This window comes from Bacillus cereus group sp. BfR-BA-01355 (assembly GCF_022663675.1).
In the GTDB taxonomy this organism is placed as follows: Bacteria; Bacillota; Bacilli; order Bacillales; family Bacillaceae_G; genus Bacillus_A; species Bacillus_A thuringiensis_S.
On the sequence record NZ_JAKUFY010000024.1, the window covers coordinates 39,346 to 61,926 of the forward strand.

Below are 22,581 nucleotides of genomic sequence, written 5' to 3' on the forward strand. Positions count from 1 at the left end.
CAAATGAATTTGACTTTAAAATTAGACCCAGTTTTGAGGATGTAAATAATAATCCACCCGTTGATTATATTATTTTAAGGGTGAAAATGCATTAATTAAAAATTCAATAAAATAAGATCGAACTAGATAGTCTTTCTAGATTGATCTTCTTATTTTATATTCTCAAGGGATATTCCCCTTCACTGCAACTCATTGCAATATGTCTACTTCTGTGACACATTACACAATTGTACAGAGATAATGAAGTAATATGAAAAATAATACAAAGATTTTAATTTAATCCTATATATTTTTTATAAATTCTAAAAGTAAATCCCTTATTTTTGGTATGATTGACAGAGATTATTTAATTTATTATGAATATTCTTTAAAATGGAGTCATGCTGTATGAAATCAATAAATGTAAATGGGAATATATATCATATTGAATCTGTTCCTTTTGAAGATAAGAGTAAGCAGGATAAAGAGGGATACTACGAATATTTTTACAAAGGAGTCAATTTATCGTTTCACTCGGACAAAGAAATAATTAAAGCCCAAATTTATGACGAGGAAGAAATAATATATTTCTTAAAAAATCCATCTCTTGCTTTTTGTAAAGATTTTGAAGCTATAAAAGTATATATAATTAAAGAATATGATATAAATAAATTTAAAATTCCAGGTGAAAAAAAGTCTATATAGAATTATAGCTATAATTCTATATAGGCTTTACCATGACCAATTATAATAAAACAGGAAAACTCATAAAGTATTTATGCCTGTGGGTGATGAAAGGAATGTATTCGAAATTGAGTAAATCAAGTGAAATAAGTAGATTTGAAAATAGATTCTCAGAAAATGTGATTGAAATAGCAGCTGTCACAGGGGCATTAGGAATCGGTGCATCAAAAGGCGGTGACAACATTTTGTGGACTGCGTCAATTGATTTGATTGCGTGGAAAGACTTACATAACAATGAAGCGATTACAAAAGAAGACATACGACTCGCATGGTTGGTTGATGATGCAGAATGGAGAAAATCAAAAGACATTTTGACAGCAAATACAGTTGTAACATTACAGGTGCGCAAGTCAGAAAATTCATTGATGCTTGTTAAGGTTTTGGAAACACCATATAAAGATGATGAGTTGGAAATCATCTTACAAGATGCAATGAAACCACTTTTTTATCATGATGAGATGTTGGGTGTGTTCGAACTCGATAAAAGAGTGAAAACTTTTGAAAAGAGAATATCTTGGGCTGGTGAAGAATGTCATTTATATTTTGATTGGAGTGAAGACAAACATATGATGAAGTCTGCACTGGAAACAGCACATGCACTTTTCAAAGAGCAAGATGAATGGAAAATGAAAATGAAAGTGTACGCTGCAAAAGAACTGGTAGAGTTAGCAAATGAATGGCTACAAGATGATGATGAAGCAGAAATCGACGAAATTACAAAAGAAATGTTCATTAATTTCATCACATTAAGCAGCTTAAGCGTTTATTCAGAAGGTGATTTTGAAATATTTTTTTCGGATGGAGATATATTTTGGGGACATTCTATCATTGTAAGCGGAAATATTCATGAGGGGCTCTCTTCGGCTGAGATTGCAGGATAAAGTGAAACTTCCATTTGCAGCATGTTTATTAGCATATTCAAAAATGATTGATAAGGCAGTAGAGATAAATGGTGAGGATGCCTTTATTGATAATAATATACCAGAGTGTACAATAAGTTGGTTGAAGGAAGAATTGAAAAAAATTGATGATAAGTGTATGGAAAAGGGTTCTTTTTGGTTTATTGAAATTGAGAACTTAAATGAATAATTGAAAGTAAAAAAGAAAATATATGGTGCATGGAAGAGGAGAATGGTGATAGTGAAGAATACTATGAGTACATATTTTAAATTAAGAAAAGAATATTTTGATAGAGGTTTGAATTTCTTATTTAAAACACCATATAACGAAAAAGTCAATTTCGTTATATATCATGGTGAAATAGAGGAAGAAGAAATTTCATGGGAACCGGTTGAGAAATATATTAAAACGGATTTAACAATACTTGAGGAACGGTTCGGGATTAAGTTTCATGATTCGGTTTATCACTATTTTAACTCATATTGGTTCGCTGATTTGGATGGGTTTATCGGTGACCATTATATTAGTTTAGAAGCTGTATTACCAAATATAGAATTGGAGAATTTTGAAGGTAAGTTAGAAGGATATGAAAAAGATCATCGTAAGCTAGATAAGATTCCTATAGGAGTAGAAGGAAATGGTTTACTAGTTATTTTAAATAATGTAAGTGGCAAAGTCGAATTGGAGGATTTCGAACGAGGTTTGTTTATAGAGATTTCGAACAGTTTAAATGAGTTGATTTCTAGTTTGAGATTACAAAAATAGTAAAGTGAAGAATGTTTATATGAATTATAGACCGGCTAGAGGGGCGTGGAAAAGTGGAATATAGTGGAATGGCTTCATTTTGGTTTGGAATTTCTAAATCACTCCAAAATCTTGAGGAGTATGTCGATATAGATTACACGATAGATGGTGATTCAGTTCATTCAAATTTTGGGACGAGCTTTGAATTCGGTTATTATGATGAAGATAATATTGAATTTTGTTTTTATGAGAATAATAAAAGGGACGTTGAACATATTTTAAGTGATTTTTCTTACAGTGAACGAATTACTCCTAAAATAAAAAAGCTAATAAATGGAGATAGTTTAGCGAAAGATATTAACTTTGCTATTGTTCTTTATGATTTTAAATATAATGAAGCGAAAAGAGAAGATATGTTTGATGGTTTAGAGGTAAAATTTATTGGTTCTATGCCGTACAGGTAGTTTGTAGGGAGCTGCAAATTCATTTCATAAATACATGGATAAACCTTATAAAGGAGGGATACAAATGCATGCTTTGCCAAATCGTTTAGAAGAAGTCTTGGAAGAAGATATATATAAACGGGAAGATAAAGCTCAGGTGAATGAAGTAATAAATAGGTTAGGTGTAGAAGTGTCTAATACATTTAGAGAGTTTTATTATCGATTTGCAGGACCATTTTGGGAAGAGCATGTTCCTTATGAATTACTTGACATTATAGATGAAGAGAATAATATAGAATATTACACAATTATTGCTCGAAAGGAACATGGATTTCCTAATAAGTATTTAGTATTAACGGAAATGAAAGCAAATGCTGCATTGGTCCTTGATAGTATAACTGATAAAATTTACTCAGTAAATTTTGAAGGTGGAGATGAATTACTTTTAAGTGGAAAATTAAAGGAGAGTTGGCCAACATTTTATATGTTTTTGAAAGAGTATTTTAAATGTTAGGTGTTAACAGAAATGAATAATAAACAGGGACATCTTTACGAGTAACATTAAAGAACTATTATTGGAAATAAAAAATGAAGATCCTGATATGTTTAGTGAACCTGTTAATGAAGTTATTGAGCTTATCTAATAGTTGAATAACCTTAATTAAAAAGGTGTCAATCCTTCTCGAATTGACACCTAGGTATGAATTTCTTTAACATCTTACATACTTACGCTTAAAACCAAGTCTTCCTCTATCAAGTTCTTTCTGAATACTCTCTGTAGCATTTAGCAAACTGCTTTTTTTATTCTCCCGTTTGACTTCAACTATACCAACTTCTTTTGCAGTCTCGACTGCTTTTTCATGTAGTGGTACATATGATATTGCCACAGTGTTTAGGAAATTATTCATAGCGGATTTTGTTCGTTCTGGAGAATGATGAATTGTATCTTTCACCATTTCAAGCATATCGGAAATTTTACTTTCGGAAAATTCATTGTCTTTGCGGTTTCCTAAAAGCCAACAGTAGCAACTCCAGCCTGCAGACATTTTAAGCTCGTCCCCACTTGCAATCCATTTATCAGCAACATCTTGTGCGATATTTGACTCCGATAAAGTTACTGCCACTACATAATCAGATAGCATATAAAAATATGCCCCGTCTATCCAGCGATCAAAATCAGACTCACTCATAGCTTTTGGATCGGCAATAATACCTGCAAAGTACATAGCATCGTAGTTGCCTGTGGCATAAAGCTCTTCAGCTAACTCTTGATTTAATTTTATTTTTTTAGCGATTGGTTTCATAGCACCTGTAGCAACTCCGAATACTGGCTCATGCGCACCGTTAGATATGTATATTTTTTTCGTTCGTTCCTTACCTAGAGCTTCAAGTTCTTGCATAACTGTTTTAAAATCCATAGTTGTGCAACTTCCTTTCATCATGTAAAAGCCTTTTTAAGCTTTTCGTATTTCATATGTTAATACTAATTGTATTCAAGAGGTATGTCTACTTTCTAAAAGTATCGAAACTTGGTTTGAATTTTAGATGAAATAAATTAGCTCTTTATTGTAAATAAAGAGCTAATTAAAAGGGTGGTATAATATAGAAAAAGTGAATGATGAAAATCAAATAGGGGGTATTCAATTGGAAATAAAATTGAATCGATTATATAGAGAGATAGCGGAAACGGTTCATGCCATGATTCCTGAAGAATGGGAGAAATTTTATTTTTATGCACAAATATCAGAAGCTGGAGGGGGAACTTACTTTTTCTATAACAACTTCAGAAATAAAGAAAATTATAAGTATAGTGTAGAAATTCCTTTTAAATACGAAGTTAATGAAGAGGAGTTTGAAAGGAAAGAAGATTCTTTATATAAAGTGAGTAAGGAATTAAGAAATGTTTTCAAAGATAATCAGCAAGAGCTTTGGTACTCTTTTACAATGTCTCTGGAACATAGTGGGGAATTTAACATGCATTTCGATTATACCAATTGGCTCGACACAGAATATAGTTTTAGTGATCAAATGATTATTTGGAAACATAAATACTTAGGTGAAGTACCAATTAATGAAAATGATAAAGCGCTAATTAATAAGTATGATAGTGAATTTCCGAATAACCCCATTTAACTAAATGGAAAGAAGAAATGTTTTTCATAAAAATTATGAGTTTTAAAGTAGTCGGTAAGTTATAGAATTGGTTCTGCAAGATAAAAAATAAAGGAGAACTACAATGGAAGTACATGGAATAGTTTCAATATGGTTAGGTAATATGAAAACGCAAGATCAGTTGGATACATATATAGATGTTACGTATGATGAAGAAGGAGACGCTATACCAGCGAGTTTTTTTGTTGATTTTAATATAGATATGATTGATGTAGATGAGGATTTTATTGAAAAGGAAGTGTTAGAAGAAGCAAGTGATGACATTTCTATGTTATTAACGGGATGTTCATATGATGACAAAATACTTTCTCGAATTAACGAAGAAGTTAAATTAAAGAAATCCTACAATTCTATCATATTAATTTATAATTTTCAGTATGACAATTCGGTTAGTAATTTTGAAGCTTTTGATTTTGTGACTGCTACAAGCTATCTATAATGGTAAGAAGGTCACTGTAAGGAAGAATGAAAAGTATGTATAGTTTTTCCAATGAATATTTGGTATGATGGTGAATGGGAAAAATATACAAGCAGTTAGTGGTTCATAAAAGGGGGATTGAATTGAAAAGAACGCCTGAATTTGTATTAGGTTTAATTGGTGGCATTTTGGGAATTATTATTTCCATAATATTAATAGTTGTAGCGTTTAATATTATGGAAGGGGTTGATTACGAACTTTTAGCTTATTACTCTATTATTTTAACGGTTCAAATAGGGTTGTTCATTTTATCGTGTTTAGTAAACAAGGTTAATAATAAAGTTTATGGAGTTTGTATGATTGTGATTCCTATAGTTATGTTATTTATGTCATTATTCTTTTTACTTATTCCGACAATTTTACAAATTATATCTGGTTCATTTGCATTTAGGACATTAAAGTTAGAATCGAATGTAAGCTAAATATAATTATTAACGTCTGAATATTCTGATTTTTAAACATTTTCGTTTGCAGTTCAAATTAACATAAAGTACAAAGTTGTACGCTTTAGGAGGAGAAATAAATGATTATTTGGTCTGGTTGGGGTTTTTTAGTCGCAATTATTGTAATTATTAATACTCTTTTGGGTAAGGCTATCTTTGGATCTATAACGGGGGACGCTACATATTTTCAAGATCATAGTTGGCCAATGGCGGTAATGTTTATTATATCAGGGGTTATGTCTTGGTATTTAGGTAAATATATTAATAAGCCAGATGGGAAAGTTTATATAGATACCGAAACTGGTGAAAAAGTTATGTTTAACAAAAAGCACTCATTATTTTTTATAAAAATGGAATATTGGGGACCGATTCTAGGAGTTATTGCGATTGTAACTTTAATTACAAGATAAAAAAAGAGGATGGGTATAGTAAGAGTAATCTATTCAAGTAGAAGGAGAAATCAGTCATGAATGCAAAAAAACTACTAGGGGTAGCAGTTCCGGTCATGTTGTTATTTGGTTGTGGAGTTTCTGAGAAAACGAACACTTCTAAACGGGAGAAAACGGAAGAGTCTAAAGTAAAAGAATCGAAGTCTAATAGTAAGAAAGAAAAAGTTTTAAAGGAAGACTATCCTAATAAAGTGTATAAATTAGGAGTAGAGTTTGATAAGTTGTTTGCGGAGCATAACAATATTACAAGAGAGGTTTTTGACGGTAAGAAAAAGAAATCAGATATAGTAGATAGTGTAAAAGAATTAAATAAAGCGTTAGATAAATTCGAGTCGATAGATCCCCCTGCAGAGTATGTAAATCAACAAAAGGATTTTGAAAAAGCAATTAGTTATTTTAGAGAGTCTTTTTCTTTAATCAATGAAGTATTCACCCGAAAAGAAAAAAGAGAAAAAGGCGATAAGACTGATAAAGAGTTAATGGAGAAATCCGAAAAGTTAGTGAAAGAAGGAGATATTTACTGGCTTAAGGCATTCAAAGACCTTGAAGGGGATATTAAAATCGGTGACGGTACAGTATCTGTGAAAGATTTGAAAGAGTTAGATAAGAAAGCTGGAATTAATACGGATAACGTTATGAAGAATGTGAAGGATGGTACGGAATTAATTGGTAATTGGGGATTCAAAGGAACAGACGGTTTCATTATGTCACTTATTTTAAAAGGTGATAAGACATTTGAAACGTATGGTAAAGATGAGTATCCAAATAAAAAGAATTATATTGAAGGCACTTGGGAATATGATAAGGAAGCTTTTACAATCTATTTACATCTCAATAAACGTTTAGTAGACGGTGTAGAAGATACAATTCAAAAAAAGAAAATAGCATATAAAGTTCAAGATTATGATGGGGAAAACTTGCGATTATTTAATGAGACGTCATTTCATACAATTAAGTATGTGAAGCAAAGCTAAAGTTATGGAGGACTAGGTTTAAATGGTCTGGTCCTTCATTAAAGTGTGGGTATGTAAATAATATGTTATCTTTCGTTCTGTTTACTTAGTATCATGTTATTCTTTAATAGAGTAATAAATGGAGTTTTACATTAAATATATGAGGTTGGTTACAAATGATAAAGAAATTCACTAGATTAGTATTAATAGTGGTTATGCCAATCAGTCTTATTACAGGTTGTGGGGCTACTGAAAAAACTGAAGCACAAAAGCCGAAAGCGGTACAAACGGAGAAAAAGGACTATATGGATTATTCATATGGTAGCAAAGGTATATTAGTAAGTGGCAAAGCGAAAGAACGGCAACAATACGAGATTGGATATATGGATGATAATAAGTTAATTGGAATTGATGAAAATATTGAGGACTGTATTATTTTAGATAATAAAGATGAAGCAAGTCTCGTTTGGAAACAAATAGAGCGTGGGTCTATTATTGAAGTGCAATATGGTAAAAATCGCAACGATATCGTCGGCGTACAATTAGTAGAAGATCGTGAGCCATACGAAATTAGTGATAAGTTTGATCGAAATACGATAAACGAAATTGTTGAAAACGTTAAAGGGAATTTGTAATAGATGTATTTCGATAGTATAGGATCTCTTATTATGAAATTGTGAATCAACGGCATTTTTTATATGAAAATGCCGTTGATTTGTGTTAAAAAATAAATGCTATTCTATAGTCTTGTAGAAAAACACGTATTAATCATAAATGAATTATTCTTCGTTCAGCTGTGATGATCGCCGCAAGGTTATTATCCAAAATAAAAGAGCACAAGCACTAATAGATACACCTAATATGCATACGCCATCCCAACCATATTTTGCATACGTATTTGTTGAAAGAATTGCACCTGTTGCACTACCGATAGAATAAAAAATCATGTAACTGGCAGCAAGTCGACTTCTTGCTTCGGGACGCACTGTGAACAGCATACTTTGATTGGTGACATGTACAGCTTGCACCGCTAAATCTAAGAGGATAATGCCGAAAATTAGTAATAATAGAGAGTGATTAATAGATTTAATTAGGAGCCATGAAAGTACTAATAAAGATAAAGCTATGCCAGTTGTTCTTTGTCCTAATCCTTTATCAGCTAATTGTCCAGCTTTAGTAGCAGCTAATGCACCTGCAACTCCAGCAAGGCCGAACGCACCAATAGCTGTATGTGAAAGATTATGTGGTGTAGCACTTAGAGGTAATACTAAAGAAGTCCATAAAATACTGAATGAAGTGAAAATGAGCAATGCTAATATTCCGCGAATGCGTAAGAGTCGTTCTTCTATAAATAATAAGAGTACAGAACGTATTAACTTCCGGTAAGGCATAGTTGTCATTCTGCTCTGTCCAAGAGTAGGTAAATTACGATATAACAAAACAGTTACGAATAGTATAAGGGTAGCGGAAGTGAGATAAACGGACCGCCATCCAGCTAAGTCTGTTAATGCGCCTGCAAATGTACGCGCAAGGAGAATGCCTATTACAACGCCGCTTGTAACGAAACCTACTATGCGTCCACGTTCTGCTGGATTTGCTAAAATTGATGCGTATGCGACGAGTGTTTGCGTAACTGTTGCAAGAATTCCTACTAAGGCCATACCTATAAAAAGTACGATGGCCGAGGGAGCGGTCCCAATTACAATTAAAGCGATAACGGATAAAACCATTTGAACAATAATGAGTCTTTTTTGGTTTAATAAGTCACCAAGTGGAACTAATAAAAGTAATCCGATTGCATAACAAACTTGAGTAATAGTAATCACAATACCGATAGTTGAATGACTAATCTTAAATTCATTTGATAAAGAATCAAGTAGCGGATGAGCGAAATATATATTTGCCACCGCCATCCCGCAAGCTATTGCGAATAATAGAGTCATGTAGCGGGACATGTTTGTGCTAATAGGTGAATGTAACTGGGGATCATTATGTTTAAGAGTGGTCATCATCTTTTCCTTGCTATTCATAAAATCAGCTCCATTTTGTATTGTTGTAAATAACGTACCGAACGGTATGTTATTTTGTAAGTAAAATATAATCTTGAGTAAATATATATGTCAAGTTTCTTTTGATTTAATTCCATTTTCTTTGACACATCGTTTATAATTTAATACGATATATAATATACTGATTGGTACATAAAGTGTTAGTTTATAATCTGAAAATGTAGAGGAAGGGGATATTTTTAAATGGCTCGACTACGCGAATTTGATGAAGAAAAAGCTTTGGATGCTGCTATGCAACTTTTTTGGGAGAAAGGATACGCTGCTACTTCATTAAGTGATCTAACTGCAAGAATGGAAATACAAAAACCGAGTTTATATTCAGCTTTTGGTGATAAAGAGGGCTTATTTGAAGCGGCATTAAGGAGATACACAAATTTACATGCGGCTCGTATACGAACAAAACTTCAAAACGAACAATCTGTAAAAGAAGCAATTCAGATGTTTTTTGAAAATATGGTGGAAGAGGAATATAAAAAAGAGTTCAGTAAAGGCTGTTTTTGTATTAACACAATGGTTGAGCTTGCTCCTCATAATGAAAAGTTTGAAGTACTGACTAGAGAACACCAAATGTATCTTGCAGTTATTTTTCAAGAATTAATCATGAAAGGAATTCGATCAGGAGAACTACAAAGTGATTTGAACGCTAAAGCATTAGCGCAAACATTAGTCACGTCCTTAATTGGATTAACAGTGTTAATGAAATCACGCCCAGAACGTTCCGTTATAGATAATTCGGTATCTATAATAGTATCGTTAGTAAAATAATTTTTGAGTGAGATGTTAATCAGCAAATTAAATATTAAGAAAGTCGATTCCTTATTAAAATAAGAAATCGACTTGTTATAATTATATATTTTGTAAGTTGTCTTTCCAAAAATTATAGCTATTATCAATAACTTCTTTTAATTTGAAATAATTTTCTCAAGTAACTTGCACGTGGTAGAGAGTTTCTCCATCGTCTGTAAAAATACCTGAGTAATCATCTATATACTTCCACTCATCCTTATTGTTAAAGTAGTACATTGCGAATTGGTTGCCCTCATCATTTAACATGTTTTCTGCTAAAACGCCATCCCAGTTTATATAAATTTGTGTGCCAGTCATTTGTCTAAGTTTAAATTGATTAATTTCGTCTGGAGACTCTTCTTCAAATTCTTGACTAAATAAATTATGTTCAATGATCCAGCCTAAAAACATGCCAGTATGTACAAATGCTTTTGACGGTATTTGTAATTAGTTGTAAAATAATGTTTGTTGACGAAATTTGTAAAAAGTATGTTAGATGAAATTCATCTGTAGGGATGACATATAAATATTTTCTTAATGGGTATAAAATATAATAATTTAAATATATAAATAAAAAGAAAATGTATTAGAAGTACATAGTAGATTCATATTTTAAAAAATTAATGTGACAATAAAGGGAGGTTGAGATACATACACGGCGGGAATGTGTATGTATCTATTATAATAATGAATAAGACAATCAAACAACAAGTAATCGCACTATCAACAAGTCTAGTGATTTTAGGGAGCGTACCTTTATCAGTATCAGCAGAAGAGATAAACAACTCTCAAACTGATCAACTTAATATTGCCCAAGGAGAACACGGATCGAGCGGATTAAATTATTCTAATTTCAAGTTGGAAGTTCCTAATCATGTACAAATTAACGAAGCAGAAGTATCTGAAAATGAAAAAATGCTTTTAGAAGAATATAAGCATAAACATGATGAAACAGAAGAATTAAACAAAATGCAAGATGCTAAGAAGGGACAAGTAGCAGAAAAGGAAGCTATTTCAAACATTGAAAAGGCATTTGAATCTGTAGATGGTCGAAATGATGGGTCTGATCGTCAAATGAAACCTGTTGCAAAGCCAAGAGGTATTCAATATAGCGCACAGAGTACGAAGAAATATGGAACACTTGCAGGAGTTCCATTTGTGGAGTGGATTGTTCCAGCAGGAAATCCTGATATTCGTCCTGCAAATCCGATGAAAGCACGTTACATTACAATTCATGAGACCGCAAATACAGCCGCTGGTGCTAATGCTGAAAATCATGCGAAATATTTATACAAGCAAGCAACTGAAGGCACTTTCCGAACAGCTTCATGGCATTTTACTGTAGACGATAAACAAATTTATCAACACTTACCAACAAACGAAAATGGTTGGCATGCAGGAGATGGAGATGGATCAGGAAACAGGGAATCTATCGGTATCGAGATCGCGGTTAACCAAGATGGTGATTACAATAAAGCATTAGAAAATGCAAAACGACTTGCAGGTTATTTAATGAACAAAGAAGGAATTGGTGCAGATCATATTTACAAGCATCAACAATGGAGCGGGAAAAAATGTCCTGACATTTTAATTTCACGTGGTAATTGGGCTGGTTTCGTACAAGGAATTCAGTGGTATGCAAATATAAATGCGCAGATTGATACGCCTTTACAAGATAAAAATGACTCATTTAATCCAAATGAAAATAATCCAGCTGAACCTAGCATGGAACTAGTGGTAAATGGTAGTGGCATCAATGTACGTAGTGATGCGGGTATTGAACATCGTGTTGTACGTAAAGCTTCAAACGGAGATCGTTACAAAGTATTAGCGGTTAAAAATGGTTGGTATAAAGTAGGTAATGGAGAATGGATTTTCTATGACCCAAGTTGGATTAAAATTAACTACAATGTACCAAAGGAAGAAGTACAAAAACCAAAAGATGATATTACAGGTGGCTGGTTTGAAGGGCATATTCGTAAATTAAACAGTCTAGGTATTATGCAAGGCGAAGGTAATGGTGTATTTGCGCCATATCGAAATGTAACGAGAGCGGAGTTTGCGAAATTAATCTCGAATGCTCTTAAACTACCAGAGGGAAATAAGTCATTTGTAGATATTAATGAGGCACATCCATCACTTCATGACGGTATTAAACGTTGTGCAAGTGCAGGAATTATTAATGGTCGTGGTGAAGGGATTTTTGATCCTAACTCACCAATTACTCGTGAAGAAGTATCTATTATGATTGACAAAGCATTACGATATAAAGGAATTACAGGTGAGTTAGTAGCATTACCATTTACAGATAAGCATTTAATAACATACAAAGAATCGGTTCAACGATTATACAGTCTAAAGGTAGTTAATGGTATTGGAAATAATGAGTTTGATCCTCGAGGCACAACAACTCGTGGTCAGGCAGCTGCCTTTATTGTGAAGATGTTAGATTCAATGCAAAAATAAAATGAAACTTTAATCAGTGAGGGTCACTCGCATTGCAATCGAGCAGTTTATTCACCGAATTTTGAAATGAGAGTGTTACTGCCCGCAAATAGCAGAAGAAATTGTATGTAGAAGCTGACATTGGTAGAAGTAAAAAATAAGAAGAATTTGAAAGGAGCTATCCAAAATAATAATTTGGAATAGCTCCTATTTAGTAGGAAGAAAAAATTGTATTTGATAGATTGTAATGTAGAATGCCCTTCCAAGCCCCTCATAAGCCCCTACCAAGTAATAAATCACTAAGAAAAAACAAAAACAAAAACAACTACAAGAACAAAACAAGCGCGAAAAAATGAAACCGGCGTTGTAGTAGTAAAAAAATTGTAATTCGAATGCCAAAACCATTCCCGCATGCCTATCTTTATAATGAAGGATTAAAATTTTCCTATTTACTAGCAAAGAGTGGAGGGAAACATATGGCGGTATACCGTAATGTGCAGGTGAACTTTTGGCAAGATGAATTCATATTAGATTTAACGCCAGAGGAGCGTTATTTTTACATATATTTGTTAACTGGTACGAAAACAAAGCAATGTGGTATTTACATATTACCGAAGCGTGTGGCAGAGCTTGAAACAGGTTATAGTATGGAGACTGTTGAGAAGCTGCTAAACAGGTTTGTTGAGTATGGAAAGATTCTATATGATACGAAAACGAAAGAGGTATTCATAATAAACTGGTTACACTATAACCCTATTTCAAATACGAATGTGGAGAAGTGCGTATTACGTGAGTTAAAGACTGTAAAAAGTAATGAGTTCATACATATATTTTTACGTAAATGCCTTGAAGAAGAATACACGATTCCATTATTATTGCAGTATTTTGGTATGCCAGAAGAAGAGGATAATAGTAGTTCACAAGTAGTTATTGAAGAGAAAAAAGAAGAGGAAGAGATAGAAACCATAGAAGAGGGCGTTCCAAATAGTGAAGTTTATAAGTTTTATGAACAAAATATTAGTAGTTTATCCCCGTATATTGTGAAGGAATTGAAGAATTGGATACAAAGACTTTCTGGAGAGAAAGTGTTAGAGGCACTTAAAATTGCGTTTGAAAATAATAAGAAAACGTTAGCTTATGTGAAGGGGATTTTGAGGAATTGGTGTAAGAAAGAACGAGTAGATTTTAGTGAAGGAATCCATAGGAGAGAAGTATTCGGTTTGTATGATCCATAGTTTGGATAAGGATTTTTTCTAGTCTAAAAGGTTCTTTTACTATAGAAGCGAATAGTGTGAGAAAGGGGTGGTTATATGGAAGTCGTTATAAAGAAGAAACGAAAAAGGGGAAAAAGAATTTTTATTTGGGCTAGTAGTATCGTTCTTTTTTTAGTTATTTCCGCTGTGATTTTTTTGAACATATATACGCTGAAATCTATGCCAAAGATAGATGGAACGATAAAGCTAGAGGATTTACAACATGCTGTTACAGTGAAGCGTGATAGTAAAGGTGTACCGCATATTAGATCGGAAAATGCACATGATTTATATTTTTCACAAGGATATGTACAAGCGCAAGATCGGTTGTTTCAAATGGATTTAAGTAGAAGACAAGCTTCTGGTATGTTAAGTGAAGTTGTTGGGGAAGCAGCTGTTGACCGAGATAAATTGTTTCGAACACTCGGTTTACGGCGAGCGGCAGAAGCTTCAGTTAGTCAATATGATGGAGAAGCAAAATATGCCCTGCAGTCATTTGCTGATGGGGTGAACGCTTTTATACGCGAGGCGAAAGCGGAAAAGAAATTACCAGTTGAGTTTACTATATTAGGTTATGAACCTGCTAAGTGGTCAATTGTTGATACTTTAACGATCGGGAAGTATATGGCGTTTGACTTAGGAGGACATTGGCACGGACAGGCATTTCGATATTGGGCGCTGAAAAATCTTCCGAAAGAGCAAGCGAATGAGCTATTTCCTGCATATCCGAAAGATGCCCCTAGATTGCTAGCTGAACTGAAAAATACAAATGTGGACGTAGCACAAAGTTTTTCAAAAACGATAATTCCGCCGGAGTTTAACGGTAGTAATAACTGGGTTGTGAGCGGTGAGAAGAGTGCGTCAGGTAAGCCGATTTTAGCAGATGATCCTCATTTATCTCTTGCGACGCCTTCTATTTGGTATCAAACGCGACTTGAAATGAAAGGTTTAAATGTGAGTGGCGTTATTTTCGCTGGAGTACCAGGTGTTATATTAGGCCATAATGAAAAAATAGCGTGGGGCGTTACGAATACGGGGCCTGATGTGCAAGATTTATATATTGAGAAGAGAAATCCTAATAATGAAAATGAATTTCTGTATAACGACAAATGGGAGAAAGCTACCGTTGTTGACGAGTCTATTAAAGTAAAAGGCAGGAAGACAATTCCTTATAACGTTACGATTACGAGGCATGGACCAGTAATTTCAGAGTTTGCGAATAAGGGGAAGGAGAAAACGAAAACAGTATTTGCTTTGAAATGGACAGCTTTAGAACCGTCAGCTGAGTTAAAAGCTGTATTAAATATGAACAAAGCAAAAGACTGGAATGAGTTTGAAACCGCTCTTCAAGAGTTTCATACACCAACCCAAAACTTTGTGTTTGCATCAAACGACGGCACAATTGCTTATAAAGCGAATGGAAATATACCAGTGCGTAAAAAAGGAGATGGTAGCTTACCTGTTCCAGGATGGACAGATGAATATGAATGGGAAGGGTATATCCCGTTTAATCAACTTCCAAAAGTAATCAATCCAAAACAAGGGTTTATTTCAACTGCGAATAATAAAATTGTTGATGATGATTATCCGTATCATATTAGCAATACGTGGGCGCAGCCATATAGGCAAATGCGTATTCAAGAATTTTTACAAGAGAAGGAAAAGTATACGGTGAAAGATTTAGAAGAGTTACAGATGGATCAAAAGAATTTATACGGGAAAGAGTTTACTCCTATATTTTTAAAAGAGTTAAATAAAGCATCTTTAAATGAGGTAGAGAAAGAAGGCGTAAACCAATTAACAAAGTGGAATTTTTACGATAGTAAAGATGAACCGGCACCATTAATATTCTATTTATTAATGAAAGAGATTTCAAATACGTTATTTTCAAAAGAAATACCGAAAGATGTAATGAAGTTATTTGAAGGGAAGTCACAAGTTGTTGATGAATTGATTCGAAAAGAAGTAGCGGGAGAAAATAGCGCGTGGTTTACGAAGTACGGAGGTTTCACAAAAGTTGTGCATACATCGTACGAGAATGTAATGAAGAAATTGCAGAAGGAATATGGACCGGATGTTGGAGAGTGGAAGTGGGGCGATTACCATCAACTCGCTTTTACACATCCAATTTCAAAATCATCTAGTATGTTAGCACTACTCGCTTTTAATCGTGAGAAACCAGTCCCGATTGGCGGAAGTCAAGTTACCGTGCAAGCAGCGAGTTACGGCGATAACGGCATTGTAAATCACGGAGCGTCTTGGAGATTCATTATTGATACGAAAGATATGTCAAACGGTTATCATATAGTGGGACCAGGACAATCGGGACATTTTAGAAGTGATTGGTATCATGATCAAATAGATGATTGGGTAAGTGGAACGTATCATACGACTACATTGAATACGGAGGGAATAGAGGGGAAGGTGCTAAATTTAGAACCGAAGTGATAGGGTGTTTTTGTTTGTGGAGGGACTAGTAATAATCTTTTTGATAATGAAAGCTTATCATTTAGAACATAACCCAGTTCTTAAATAATTTTAACAGCCAGCCTACTATCATTTAATTTGATAGTAGGCTGTTTCCATCTTCGAAATACGCTGTAGCAACTTCTTCAGGATTACGATTATTTCCACATGCTGCAAGTGCTGTAACAAATAAAGCCATTACAACTATTAACATGATTATTCCAGTTTTGAGGGGAATTAGTTAACAAAGACCAGGTATTATTTGCAACAGAACGGTCCCTCTGTACCCCTTGTTTCGTCATTTTTCTAAGCCATCCAACTTGACAAATGTTTTTTTATCAAACTACAATGAAAATCATTATCAATAATATAGGGAGGATACTTTTGTCAATAAATGAAAAACAATATATTTATAGGTTAATAACCAGATCTTGTTAAGTCGTATGTACTATTTTTAGTTTAGCGTTGCCCAGAATGTACACCAATTAATCTCGCGAATTACAAGAAAACTATTATTGAAATGAGGCGTGCATTGTGAAGTTGGACGTGAATGAGTTAGCAGAGTATCTTGCCAATAATCCTTTCCGAGTAGAAGGAGTATATCGTTATGCTAAAAATCCAGGTGTGCCTTGTGCTGAGTCTACAGATTCTTTCCCAGGATTTGTATTTCCACTTACAGGGAAGACGCAATTTCAATTTAATGGTACGCCGTATATCCTTTCCCCAGGAAAAGTTATACATGGGGGTGCAAAAATGACATTAGCCCATAAAATGCTTGGTGAAATAAACTGGGAATATATTCTTGTTTTATATCAGATAAGCAATCCAGAACGAGAAGACTCTGGCTTTACTCATCAGCATTTTGAATTATTAACAGGACAATCTCCTCGTCTTGTCGAATTACTTATGCGTCTTTGGGATGTGTATAATCAGCGTGGAGGCATTTCGATGCTTCAGACCGAAATGCTGTTTCGCGAAGCGTTGAATGAAGCTTTATTAAGTGTTGTCAATAGAGAAAACAACTATGAGTCGCATACTTTATTCGAACGAATATCTAGTTACGTTCGCAAATACTATTATAAAGATATTACAATACATACGCTTACAGAACAAAATAATGTTAATCGAAATCGTCTTTCTTACGTGTTTAGAAAGCATGCAGGTATGGGGCCAGCAGAATATTTATTGAACTATCGTATAAAGATGGCCCAAAAAATGTTATGTACAAGTGGTGTGCCTGTACAACAAATTTCGCAGGCTGTTGGAATTGCAGACCCTTTTTATTTTAGTAGAGTTTTCAAGAAGCGAGTTGGCATTTCGCCTACTAAATATCGCGAGAAGTTCATCAATAATCCATACTAATGTCAACAGGGGTCCATTCTTATTTGAAAATCACTGTTCTATACTTATGGAGAGTTAAAGGAAACATTGGATTGAAAGAACTTTCATTGAAATCACTCCTTTGTACTATCTGAATGAAAAGTTCTGGCCGGAGCATTTTCTTTTTAAGCGTAATGACGACTTTTTTACTTAGATTATTGTAATATAGTGGAAGTTAAAAATGAGGAGGGATTATTATCCATTACCAACCTATTAAACTAAATGACGAGTTATCTAAAATTAACGATTATTGGTATCCACGAGTGATTGGTGAAATGAATGATGATCAAATTCAGCTTTTTAAAGCTAATGGAGATTTTATATGGCATGAGCATCCTGATACGGATAAGCTATTTATTGTGCTTGAAGGGGAGATGTTCATCGATTTCCGTGATGGACAGGTGAAAATTTCTAAGGGCGAGATGTTTATTGTCCCGAGAGGCGTTGAGCATAAACCTTTCACTGAAAAGGAATCCCACATCATGTTGGTAGAGCCTAAAAGGGAAATGGATTGATAATCGTAAAAAGATAAAAAAGGAGCGGAAATCCGTTCCTTTTTTATTTATCTTACTATTTTTAGGGGCTTAGTATGAGTAAGATGTGAATAAAGGATGAATAGCATTTTTATCAATAAAAATTTATTGGATTTTTTGTGGAATATATATGAAACGTTGTATAAAATAATCAAGAAAGCCAAAAATTATAGGGGGAAAGTTGTGAAGAAAAATAAGAGTTTAATAAGTTTTTTAGGAGTGTTTATTATGTTGTTTTCTTTTTGTTTTCAAGGAAATGTACAGGCAGATGTAAATACTGTTCAATCTGGAAAAATCAAATCAGGAAACGTAACAGTATGGGAAGTTGGAAATGTAGCGAAAGTATTAGCGGATGTGGAGCGCTTAAATTTAAATACAGTAAATGTACCGATTCAGGTAGATATCCCAAATGTGACTTCTACTAACATGGTAATTAATCAAGCGCAAAAGCAACAAGCTATTATTTTAATTCAAGAATTATTAAAGCGTAATATTCAAGTTATAGTGGAACCGTTCCCGTATATTCAGCAGGGGAATGTTGGAGAGACAGAATGGAACCCAAGTAACATTAATGATTTCTTCTGGAATTGGAAGACGGTTATTCTGCAAGATATTTTTAATTCCATTACAAGTAAATACAATGTGTATGGACTAAAGATTGCTTCTAATTTCGTGAATATGGAGTATGCAGAAGGATACTGGAGCGATACAATTGATTTTGTTCGTAATCAGTATAAAGGAAATGTTTTGTATCAAATGAACTGGTGGTTAACAGCAAGCTGGGACCCTTCTTATGAAGCGAAGTTTAAAGAGAAAATCAATCGTCCGTATTTAAAAAAGGTGGATATTGTAAGTATTGATAGTTGGTTTGAAGTTTCAGGAAAAAGAAATCCAACATATGAAGAAGTAAAGAAAAGTTTATTTGCGACGACAGTGTATAATCGTGGACAAAATGTTGTTCAGCAATTGGAACAATTACATAATGCAACAGGAAAACCAGTTTACTTCGGTGGGTTTAACGTTCCGGCGCGTGAACTTGGATTACAAAATCCGTGGAATCCAGATGTTTCAAATGTGTTTTCAAAAGATGTACAATTAAATGGATGGCGTGCTTACCGCGATGTATTAGAACCGAAACCATATTTTAAAGGTTTTTCAATTTGGTTTATTGGCTCTAATGATAGTACACATGCGTATCAAATACATAGTAAAGAAGCAGAGGCAGTTATTAACGGGTGGTACCGAAAATAATTTTTATAAAATAGGTAAGTTTTAAAGATTACTACATATATTTCTAGTGAAAGGCCTTTCACCATCTTATCACCTAGGGGGCAATCATAATGAAATTTTTGTCTTACCTTACAGTAATTTTGGTGATTCTCGGCGGTTTGAATTGGTTGTTTGTAGCGTTAGATTACAATGTAGTTGAGAAATGGTTTGGTTCTATGCCGGCGCTTGTGGACACTATTTATTGGCTCATTGGTCTTTCTGCTATTTATCAAATTTTTGATCGGTTCTTCACGGACAATTAGCAATTATACTTTATTACTAGAGTGTTAAGTACGATTATGTACTTAACACTTTTTTGTATGTTTATAAAAATAGTTTGCACATGCAAGCGATTCCATTGCGTCTTGCGCCGTAATAATAGAAAACAAATTGACCACGTATTATATTTTGGGTTATAATTCAGAAAGTTTAAAAATTAATAAAAATGAGAAATAGGGAGGTTATGAGGGTAATGGAGAGAGTCTATAATTTTTCAGCAGGACCATCAATACTCCCTTTGCCAGTTTTAGAGAAAGTGCAAAAGGAGCTTGTAAATTATAACGGGACAGGCATGTCTATTATGGAAATGAGTCATCGATCTTCTTATTTTCAAAGTATTATAGAGGAAGCGAGTAACTTACTTCGTGAATTAATGAGCATCCCTGATGAGTATGATGTTTTATTTTTACAAGGCGGTGCGTCATTACAATTTTCTATGATACCACTGAACTTAATGAATACGTATAAAAAAGCTGGATACGTACTAACTGGCTCATGGTCTAAAAAGGCACTGCAAGAAGCCGAAAAAGTTGGGGAAGTACAAGTGATTGCTTCTTCCGAGCAAGAGAAGTTTACTACGATTCCTAAACTGGACGGTTTACTAAGCGATGAAAAACTAGATTATGTACATATTACAACGAATAATACAATTGAGGGGACAAAATATGTGGATATTCCACATATAGAAAGAGTGCCGCTCGTTGCGGATATGTCCTCAAATATTTTATCAGAACGATATGATGTTTCGAAGTTTGGTCTTATATATGCGGGAGCGCAAAAGAATTTAGGGCCAGCGGGCTTAACGATTGCTATTATAAAAAGAGATTTAATTGGGGGAGCAGATCGCTCTTGTCCGACAATGTTAAATTATGAAACTTACAGTAAAAATAACTCCTTATATAATACACCGCCATCCTTTAGTATTTACGTAACAAAACTTGTACTAGAGTGGTTGAAAGAGCAAGGCGGAGTATCTGCGATTGAAGAACAAAATAAAATGAAATCTTCACTTATTTATCATTTTTTAGATGAATCTAAATTGTTTACTTCACCAGTTGACCCTGCGTATCGATCACTTATGAATATTCCGTTTACAACACCGTCAGAAGAGCTGAACAATGAGTTTTTACAAAAAACGAAAGAACGCGGCCTTGTTACGTTAAAAGGACATCGCTCAGTCGGTGGTATGCGTGCAAGTATTTACAATGCGATGCCAGTACACGGTGTACAGCAATTAGTAGATTATATGAAGGAATTTGAGCTTGAGAATAGATAGGGAGATGGGGATATGTTTCGTGTTCAAACGTTAAATCAAATTGCAGAAAAAGGCTTGCAAGTTTTTACTGAAGAACGTTATGAAGTAGGAGATAGAATCAATCATCCAGATGGAATTTTGCTTCGTAGCTACTCTTTACATCAAGAAGAGTTTTCAAAAGACTTAAAGGCGATTGCAAGAGCTGGCGCTGGTGTAAATAATATTCCTGTCGAGCGATGTACAGAAAAAGGGATTGTAGTATTTAATACACCAGGAGCGAATGCCAATGCAGTAAAGGAACTTATTATCGCCAGCCTTATTATGTCTTCACGTAACATTATTAACGGTGTAAGCTGGACGAAAAATTTAGAGGGTGAAGAAGTACCGCAGCTTGTTGAATCAGGAAAAAAACAATTCGTTGGATCAGAAATTGCAGGAAAACGTCTAGGTGTAATTGGTCTTGGCGCAATCGGTGCTTTAGTTGCGAACGATGCGTTAGCGTTAGGGATGGACGTTATTGGATATGACCCTTATATTTCAGTTGAAACAGCTTGGCGTCTTTCTACACATGTGCAAAGAGCATTTAGCCTTGATGAAATTTTTGCAACGTGTGATTATATTACCCTTCATATTCCTCTTACAAATCAAACGAAGGGAATTATTGGGGAACACGCTATAGAGAAGATGAAAAAAGGTATGCGTTTATTCAATTTCTCAAGAGGAGAACTTGTAGATGAAAATGTTCTTCAAAAAGCGTTAGAAGAAGATGTTATTACGCATTACGTAACAGACTTCCCGAATGAAAATGTGATAAAGATGAAAAATGTAACAGCGACGCCTCACCTTGGTGCATCTACGTCCGAATCAGAAGAAAACTGTGCATTCATGGCAGCGCGCCAATTACGTGAATATTTAGAGACAGGAAATATTCGTAATTCAGTAAATTATCCAAACGTAGAATTGCCGTATATCGGAAAGAAACGAATTACAATTATGCATCAAAACGTCCCGAATATGGTAGGGCAAATTACAGGATGCTTAGCGGAACATCATATTAATATTGCCGATATGATTAATCGTAGTAAACATTCTTGGGCATACACAATGATTGATATCGATAACGGAATTGATGATATAATAAAAGAGAATATTGTAGAAAATATAAGCAAAATTACAGGTGTTGTAGCCGTTCGAATGATTGTGTAAAGGAGAGAGGAATGTGGCAAAAATACGACCGTTTCGGGCCATTCGTCCAGTAGAGGAAAAAGCGGCACAAGTGGCAGCTTTACCGTATGACGTATTAAATAGTGAAGAGGCAAGGGAAGTTGTAAAAGGGAATCCATATTCTTTCTTGCATGTTGATAAAGCAGAAATTGATTTAGACCCGGCACTTTCACCGTACGATGATCGTGTATATGAAAAAGCGGGTGAAAATTTAAATCGATTTATACGAGAAGAAGTGTTCATTCAAGACGAAGAGCCAGCGTTATACATTTATGAACTGACGATGCAGGGAAGAACGCAGTCAGGCCTTGTCGTTT

24 protein-coding genes and 3 pseudogenes are annotated in these 22,581 nt (G+C 34.2%); 24 read left to right on the plus strand and 3 right to left on the minus strand.

Translation table 11 applies throughout. From position 1 onward, the window contains the following. Positions 1-387 precede the first annotated feature (387 nt). The 7 genes and pseudogenes from MR167_RS10845 to MR167_RS33670 all read left to right on the plus strand — a co-directional run. The gene (locus MR167_RS10845; RefSeq protein WP_242314595.1) at positions 388-684 is read left to right on the plus strand and encodes a hypothetical protein; all 297 of its coding nucleotides are present in this window, start codon (positions 388-390) and stop codon (positions 682-684) included. An 86-nt stretch (positions 685-770) separates the two neighbouring features. Then, a complete protein-coding gene (locus tag MR167_RS10850) occupies positions 771-1,604 on the plus strand; it encodes a DUF2262 domain-containing protein (RefSeq protein ID WP_242314597.1) in 834 nt (277 codons plus the stop codon). Between the two features lie 13 nt (positions 1,605-1,617). Further along, positions 1,618-1,812, plus strand: a pseudogene (locus tag MR167_RS10855) (SUKH-4 family immunity protein); the annotation flags it as partial. A gap of 63 nt (positions 1,813-1,875) precedes the next feature. After that, positions 1,876-2,388 carry a SecY-interacting protein Syd gene (locus tag MR167_RS10860; protein ID WP_170959350.1) on the plus strand — a complete coding sequence of 171 codons (513 nt, stop codon included), beginning with the start codon at positions 1,876-1,878 and terminating at the stop codon, positions 2,386-2,388. 53 nt (positions 2,389-2,441) lie between these two features. Beyond that, positions 2,442-2,831, plus strand: coding sequence for an immunity 22 family protein (locus MR167_RS10865; RefSeq protein WP_242314599.1), 390 nt, complete (start codon positions 2,442-2,444; stop codon positions 2,829-2,831). Positions 2,832-2,895: 64 nt separating this feature from the next. Further along, positions 2,896-3,324: an SMI1/KNR4 family protein gene (locus MR167_RS10870; RefSeq protein WP_000543092.1), complete on the plus strand. Its 429-nt coding sequence runs from the start codon at positions 2,896-2,898 to the stop codon at positions 3,322-3,324. 46 nt (positions 3,325-3,370) lie between these two features. Next, a pseudogene (locus tag MR167_RS33670) lies at positions 3,371-3,454 on the plus strand (Imm30 family immunity protein); the annotation flags it as partial. Between the two features lie 66 nt (positions 3,455-3,520). On the opposite strand, the gene MR167_RS10875 reads toward MR167_RS33670, so the two are convergent. Next, positions 3,521-4,228, minus strand: a complete 708-nt coding sequence (locus MR167_RS10875) for a DNA alkylation repair protein (protein WP_044795151.1) — start codon at positions 4,226-4,228, stop codon at positions 3,521-3,523. A gap of 226 nt (positions 4,229-4,454) precedes the next feature. Here MR167_RS10875 and MR167_RS10880 point away from each other — a divergent pair, with 226 nt between their 5' ends. From MR167_RS10880 to MR167_RS10905, 6 genes are all read left to right on the plus strand, one after another. After that, complete coding sequence (locus tag MR167_RS10880; protein ID WP_000403540.1) at positions 4,455-4,943, plus strand: antitoxin YezG family protein; 489 nt, start codon at positions 4,455-4,457, stop codon at positions 4,941-4,943. Positions 4,944-5,046: 103 nt separating this feature from the next. Continuing rightward, entirely contained in the window at positions 5,047-5,421 is a 375-nt protein-coding gene (locus MR167_RS10885) for an immunity 22 family protein (protein ID WP_100616897.1), read from the plus strand. Positions 5,422-5,543: 122 nt separating this feature from the next. Continuing rightward, positions 5,544-5,882: a DUF4064 domain-containing protein gene (locus MR167_RS10890; RefSeq protein WP_000831724.1), complete on the plus strand. Its 339-nt coding sequence runs from the start codon at positions 5,544-5,546 to the stop codon at positions 5,880-5,882. Positions 5,883-5,983: 101 nt separating this feature from the next. Continuing rightward, entirely contained in the window at positions 5,984-6,313 is a 330-nt protein-coding gene (locus tag MR167_RS10895; RefSeq protein ID WP_000587855.1) for a hypothetical protein, read from the plus strand. Positions 6,314-6,369: 56 nt separating this feature from the next. After that, positions 6,370-7,326 (plus strand): DUF3994 domain-containing protein, encoded by a 957-nt coding sequence (locus MR167_RS10900; RefSeq protein ID WP_242314600.1) that lies wholly within the window; start codon positions 6,370-6,372, stop codon positions 7,324-7,326. 155 nt (positions 7,327-7,481) lie between these two features. Beyond that, entirely contained in the window at positions 7,482-7,940 is a 459-nt protein-coding gene (locus MR167_RS10905; RefSeq protein ID WP_000591640.1) for a hypothetical protein, read from the plus strand. Between the two features lie 144 nt (positions 7,941-8,084). Here MR167_RS10905 and MR167_RS10910 read toward each other — a convergent pair whose 3' ends face one another. After that, entirely contained in the window at positions 8,085-9,335 is a 1,251-nt protein-coding gene (locus MR167_RS10910) for an MFS transporter (RefSeq protein WP_242314602.1), read from the minus strand. Between the two features lie 222 nt (positions 9,336-9,557). Between MR167_RS10910 and MR167_RS10915 the strand changes: the two genes are divergently transcribed. Continuing rightward, on the plus strand, positions 9,558-10,139 hold the full coding sequence (locus MR167_RS10915) for a TetR/AcrR family transcriptional regulator (protein ID WP_000113331.1): 582 nt from the start codon (positions 9,558-9,560) through the stop codon (positions 10,137-10,139). An 81-nt stretch (positions 10,140-10,220) separates the two neighbouring features. Here the strand turns inward: MR167_RS10915 and MR167_RS10920 are convergent. Next, positions 10,221-10,601: pseudogene (locus MR167_RS10920) on the minus strand (DUF7832 domain-containing protein). A gap of 246 nt (positions 10,602-10,847) precedes the next feature. On the opposite strand from MR167_RS10920, the gene MR167_RS10925 reads away from it, so the two are divergent. The 10 genes from MR167_RS10925 to MR167_RS10970 form a co-directional block, all read left to right on the plus strand. Further along, on the plus strand, positions 10,848-12,626 hold the full coding sequence (locus MR167_RS10925) for an S-layer homology domain-containing protein (protein WP_098901716.1): 1,779 nt from the start codon (positions 10,848-10,850) through the stop codon (positions 12,624-12,626). A 371-nt stretch (positions 12,627-12,997) separates the two neighbouring features. Next, positions 12,998-13,840, plus strand: a complete 843-nt coding sequence (locus MR167_RS10930; protein WP_242314604.1) for a DnaD domain-containing protein — start codon at positions 12,998-13,000, stop codon at positions 13,838-13,840. 75 nt (positions 13,841-13,915) lie between these two features. Further along, a complete protein-coding gene (locus MR167_RS10935) occupies positions 13,916-16,306 on the plus strand; it encodes a penicillin acylase family protein (RefSeq protein ID WP_242314606.1) in 2,391 nt (796 codons plus the stop codon). A gap of 552 nt (positions 16,307-16,858) precedes the next feature. Then, entirely contained in the window at positions 16,859-17,686 is an 828-nt protein-coding gene (locus MR167_RS10940) for a helix-turn-helix transcriptional regulator (protein WP_000762792.1), read from the plus strand. A gap of 293 nt (positions 17,687-17,979) precedes the next feature. Beyond that, the gene (locus MR167_RS10945) at positions 17,980-18,219 is read left to right on the plus strand and encodes a cupin domain-containing protein (protein WP_000997179.1); all 240 of its coding nucleotides are present in this window, start codon (positions 17,980-17,982) and stop codon (positions 18,217-18,219) included. A 201-nt stretch (positions 18,220-18,420) separates the two neighbouring features. After that, a complete protein-coding gene (locus MR167_RS10950) occupies positions 18,421-19,488 on the plus strand; it encodes a glycoside hydrolase family 113 (protein WP_000739768.1) in 1,068 nt (355 codons plus the stop codon). A gap of 89 nt (positions 19,489-19,577) precedes the next feature. Then, on the plus strand, positions 19,578-19,769 hold the full coding sequence (locus MR167_RS10955) for a DUF378 domain-containing protein (protein WP_000670803.1): 192 nt from the start codon (positions 19,578-19,580) through the stop codon (positions 19,767-19,769). 209 nt (positions 19,770-19,978) lie between these two features. Beyond that, a complete protein-coding gene (serC, locus tag MR167_RS10960) occupies positions 19,979-21,061 on the plus strand; it encodes a 3-phosphoserine/phosphohydroxythreonine transaminase (RefSeq protein WP_000442938.1) in 1,083 nt (360 codons plus the stop codon). A 12-nt stretch (positions 21,062-21,073) separates the two neighbouring features. Beyond that, positions 21,074-22,246: a 3-phosphoglycerate dehydrogenase family protein gene (locus tag MR167_RS10965; RefSeq protein WP_000490227.1), complete on the plus strand. Its 1,173-nt coding sequence runs from the start codon at positions 21,074-21,076 to the stop codon at positions 22,244-22,246. A 13-nt stretch (positions 22,247-22,259) separates the two neighbouring features. Continuing rightward, on the plus strand, positions 22,260-22,581 hold a 322-nt coding region (locus tag MR167_RS10970), incomplete at its 3' end, for a DUF1015 family protein (RefSeq protein WP_242314608.1).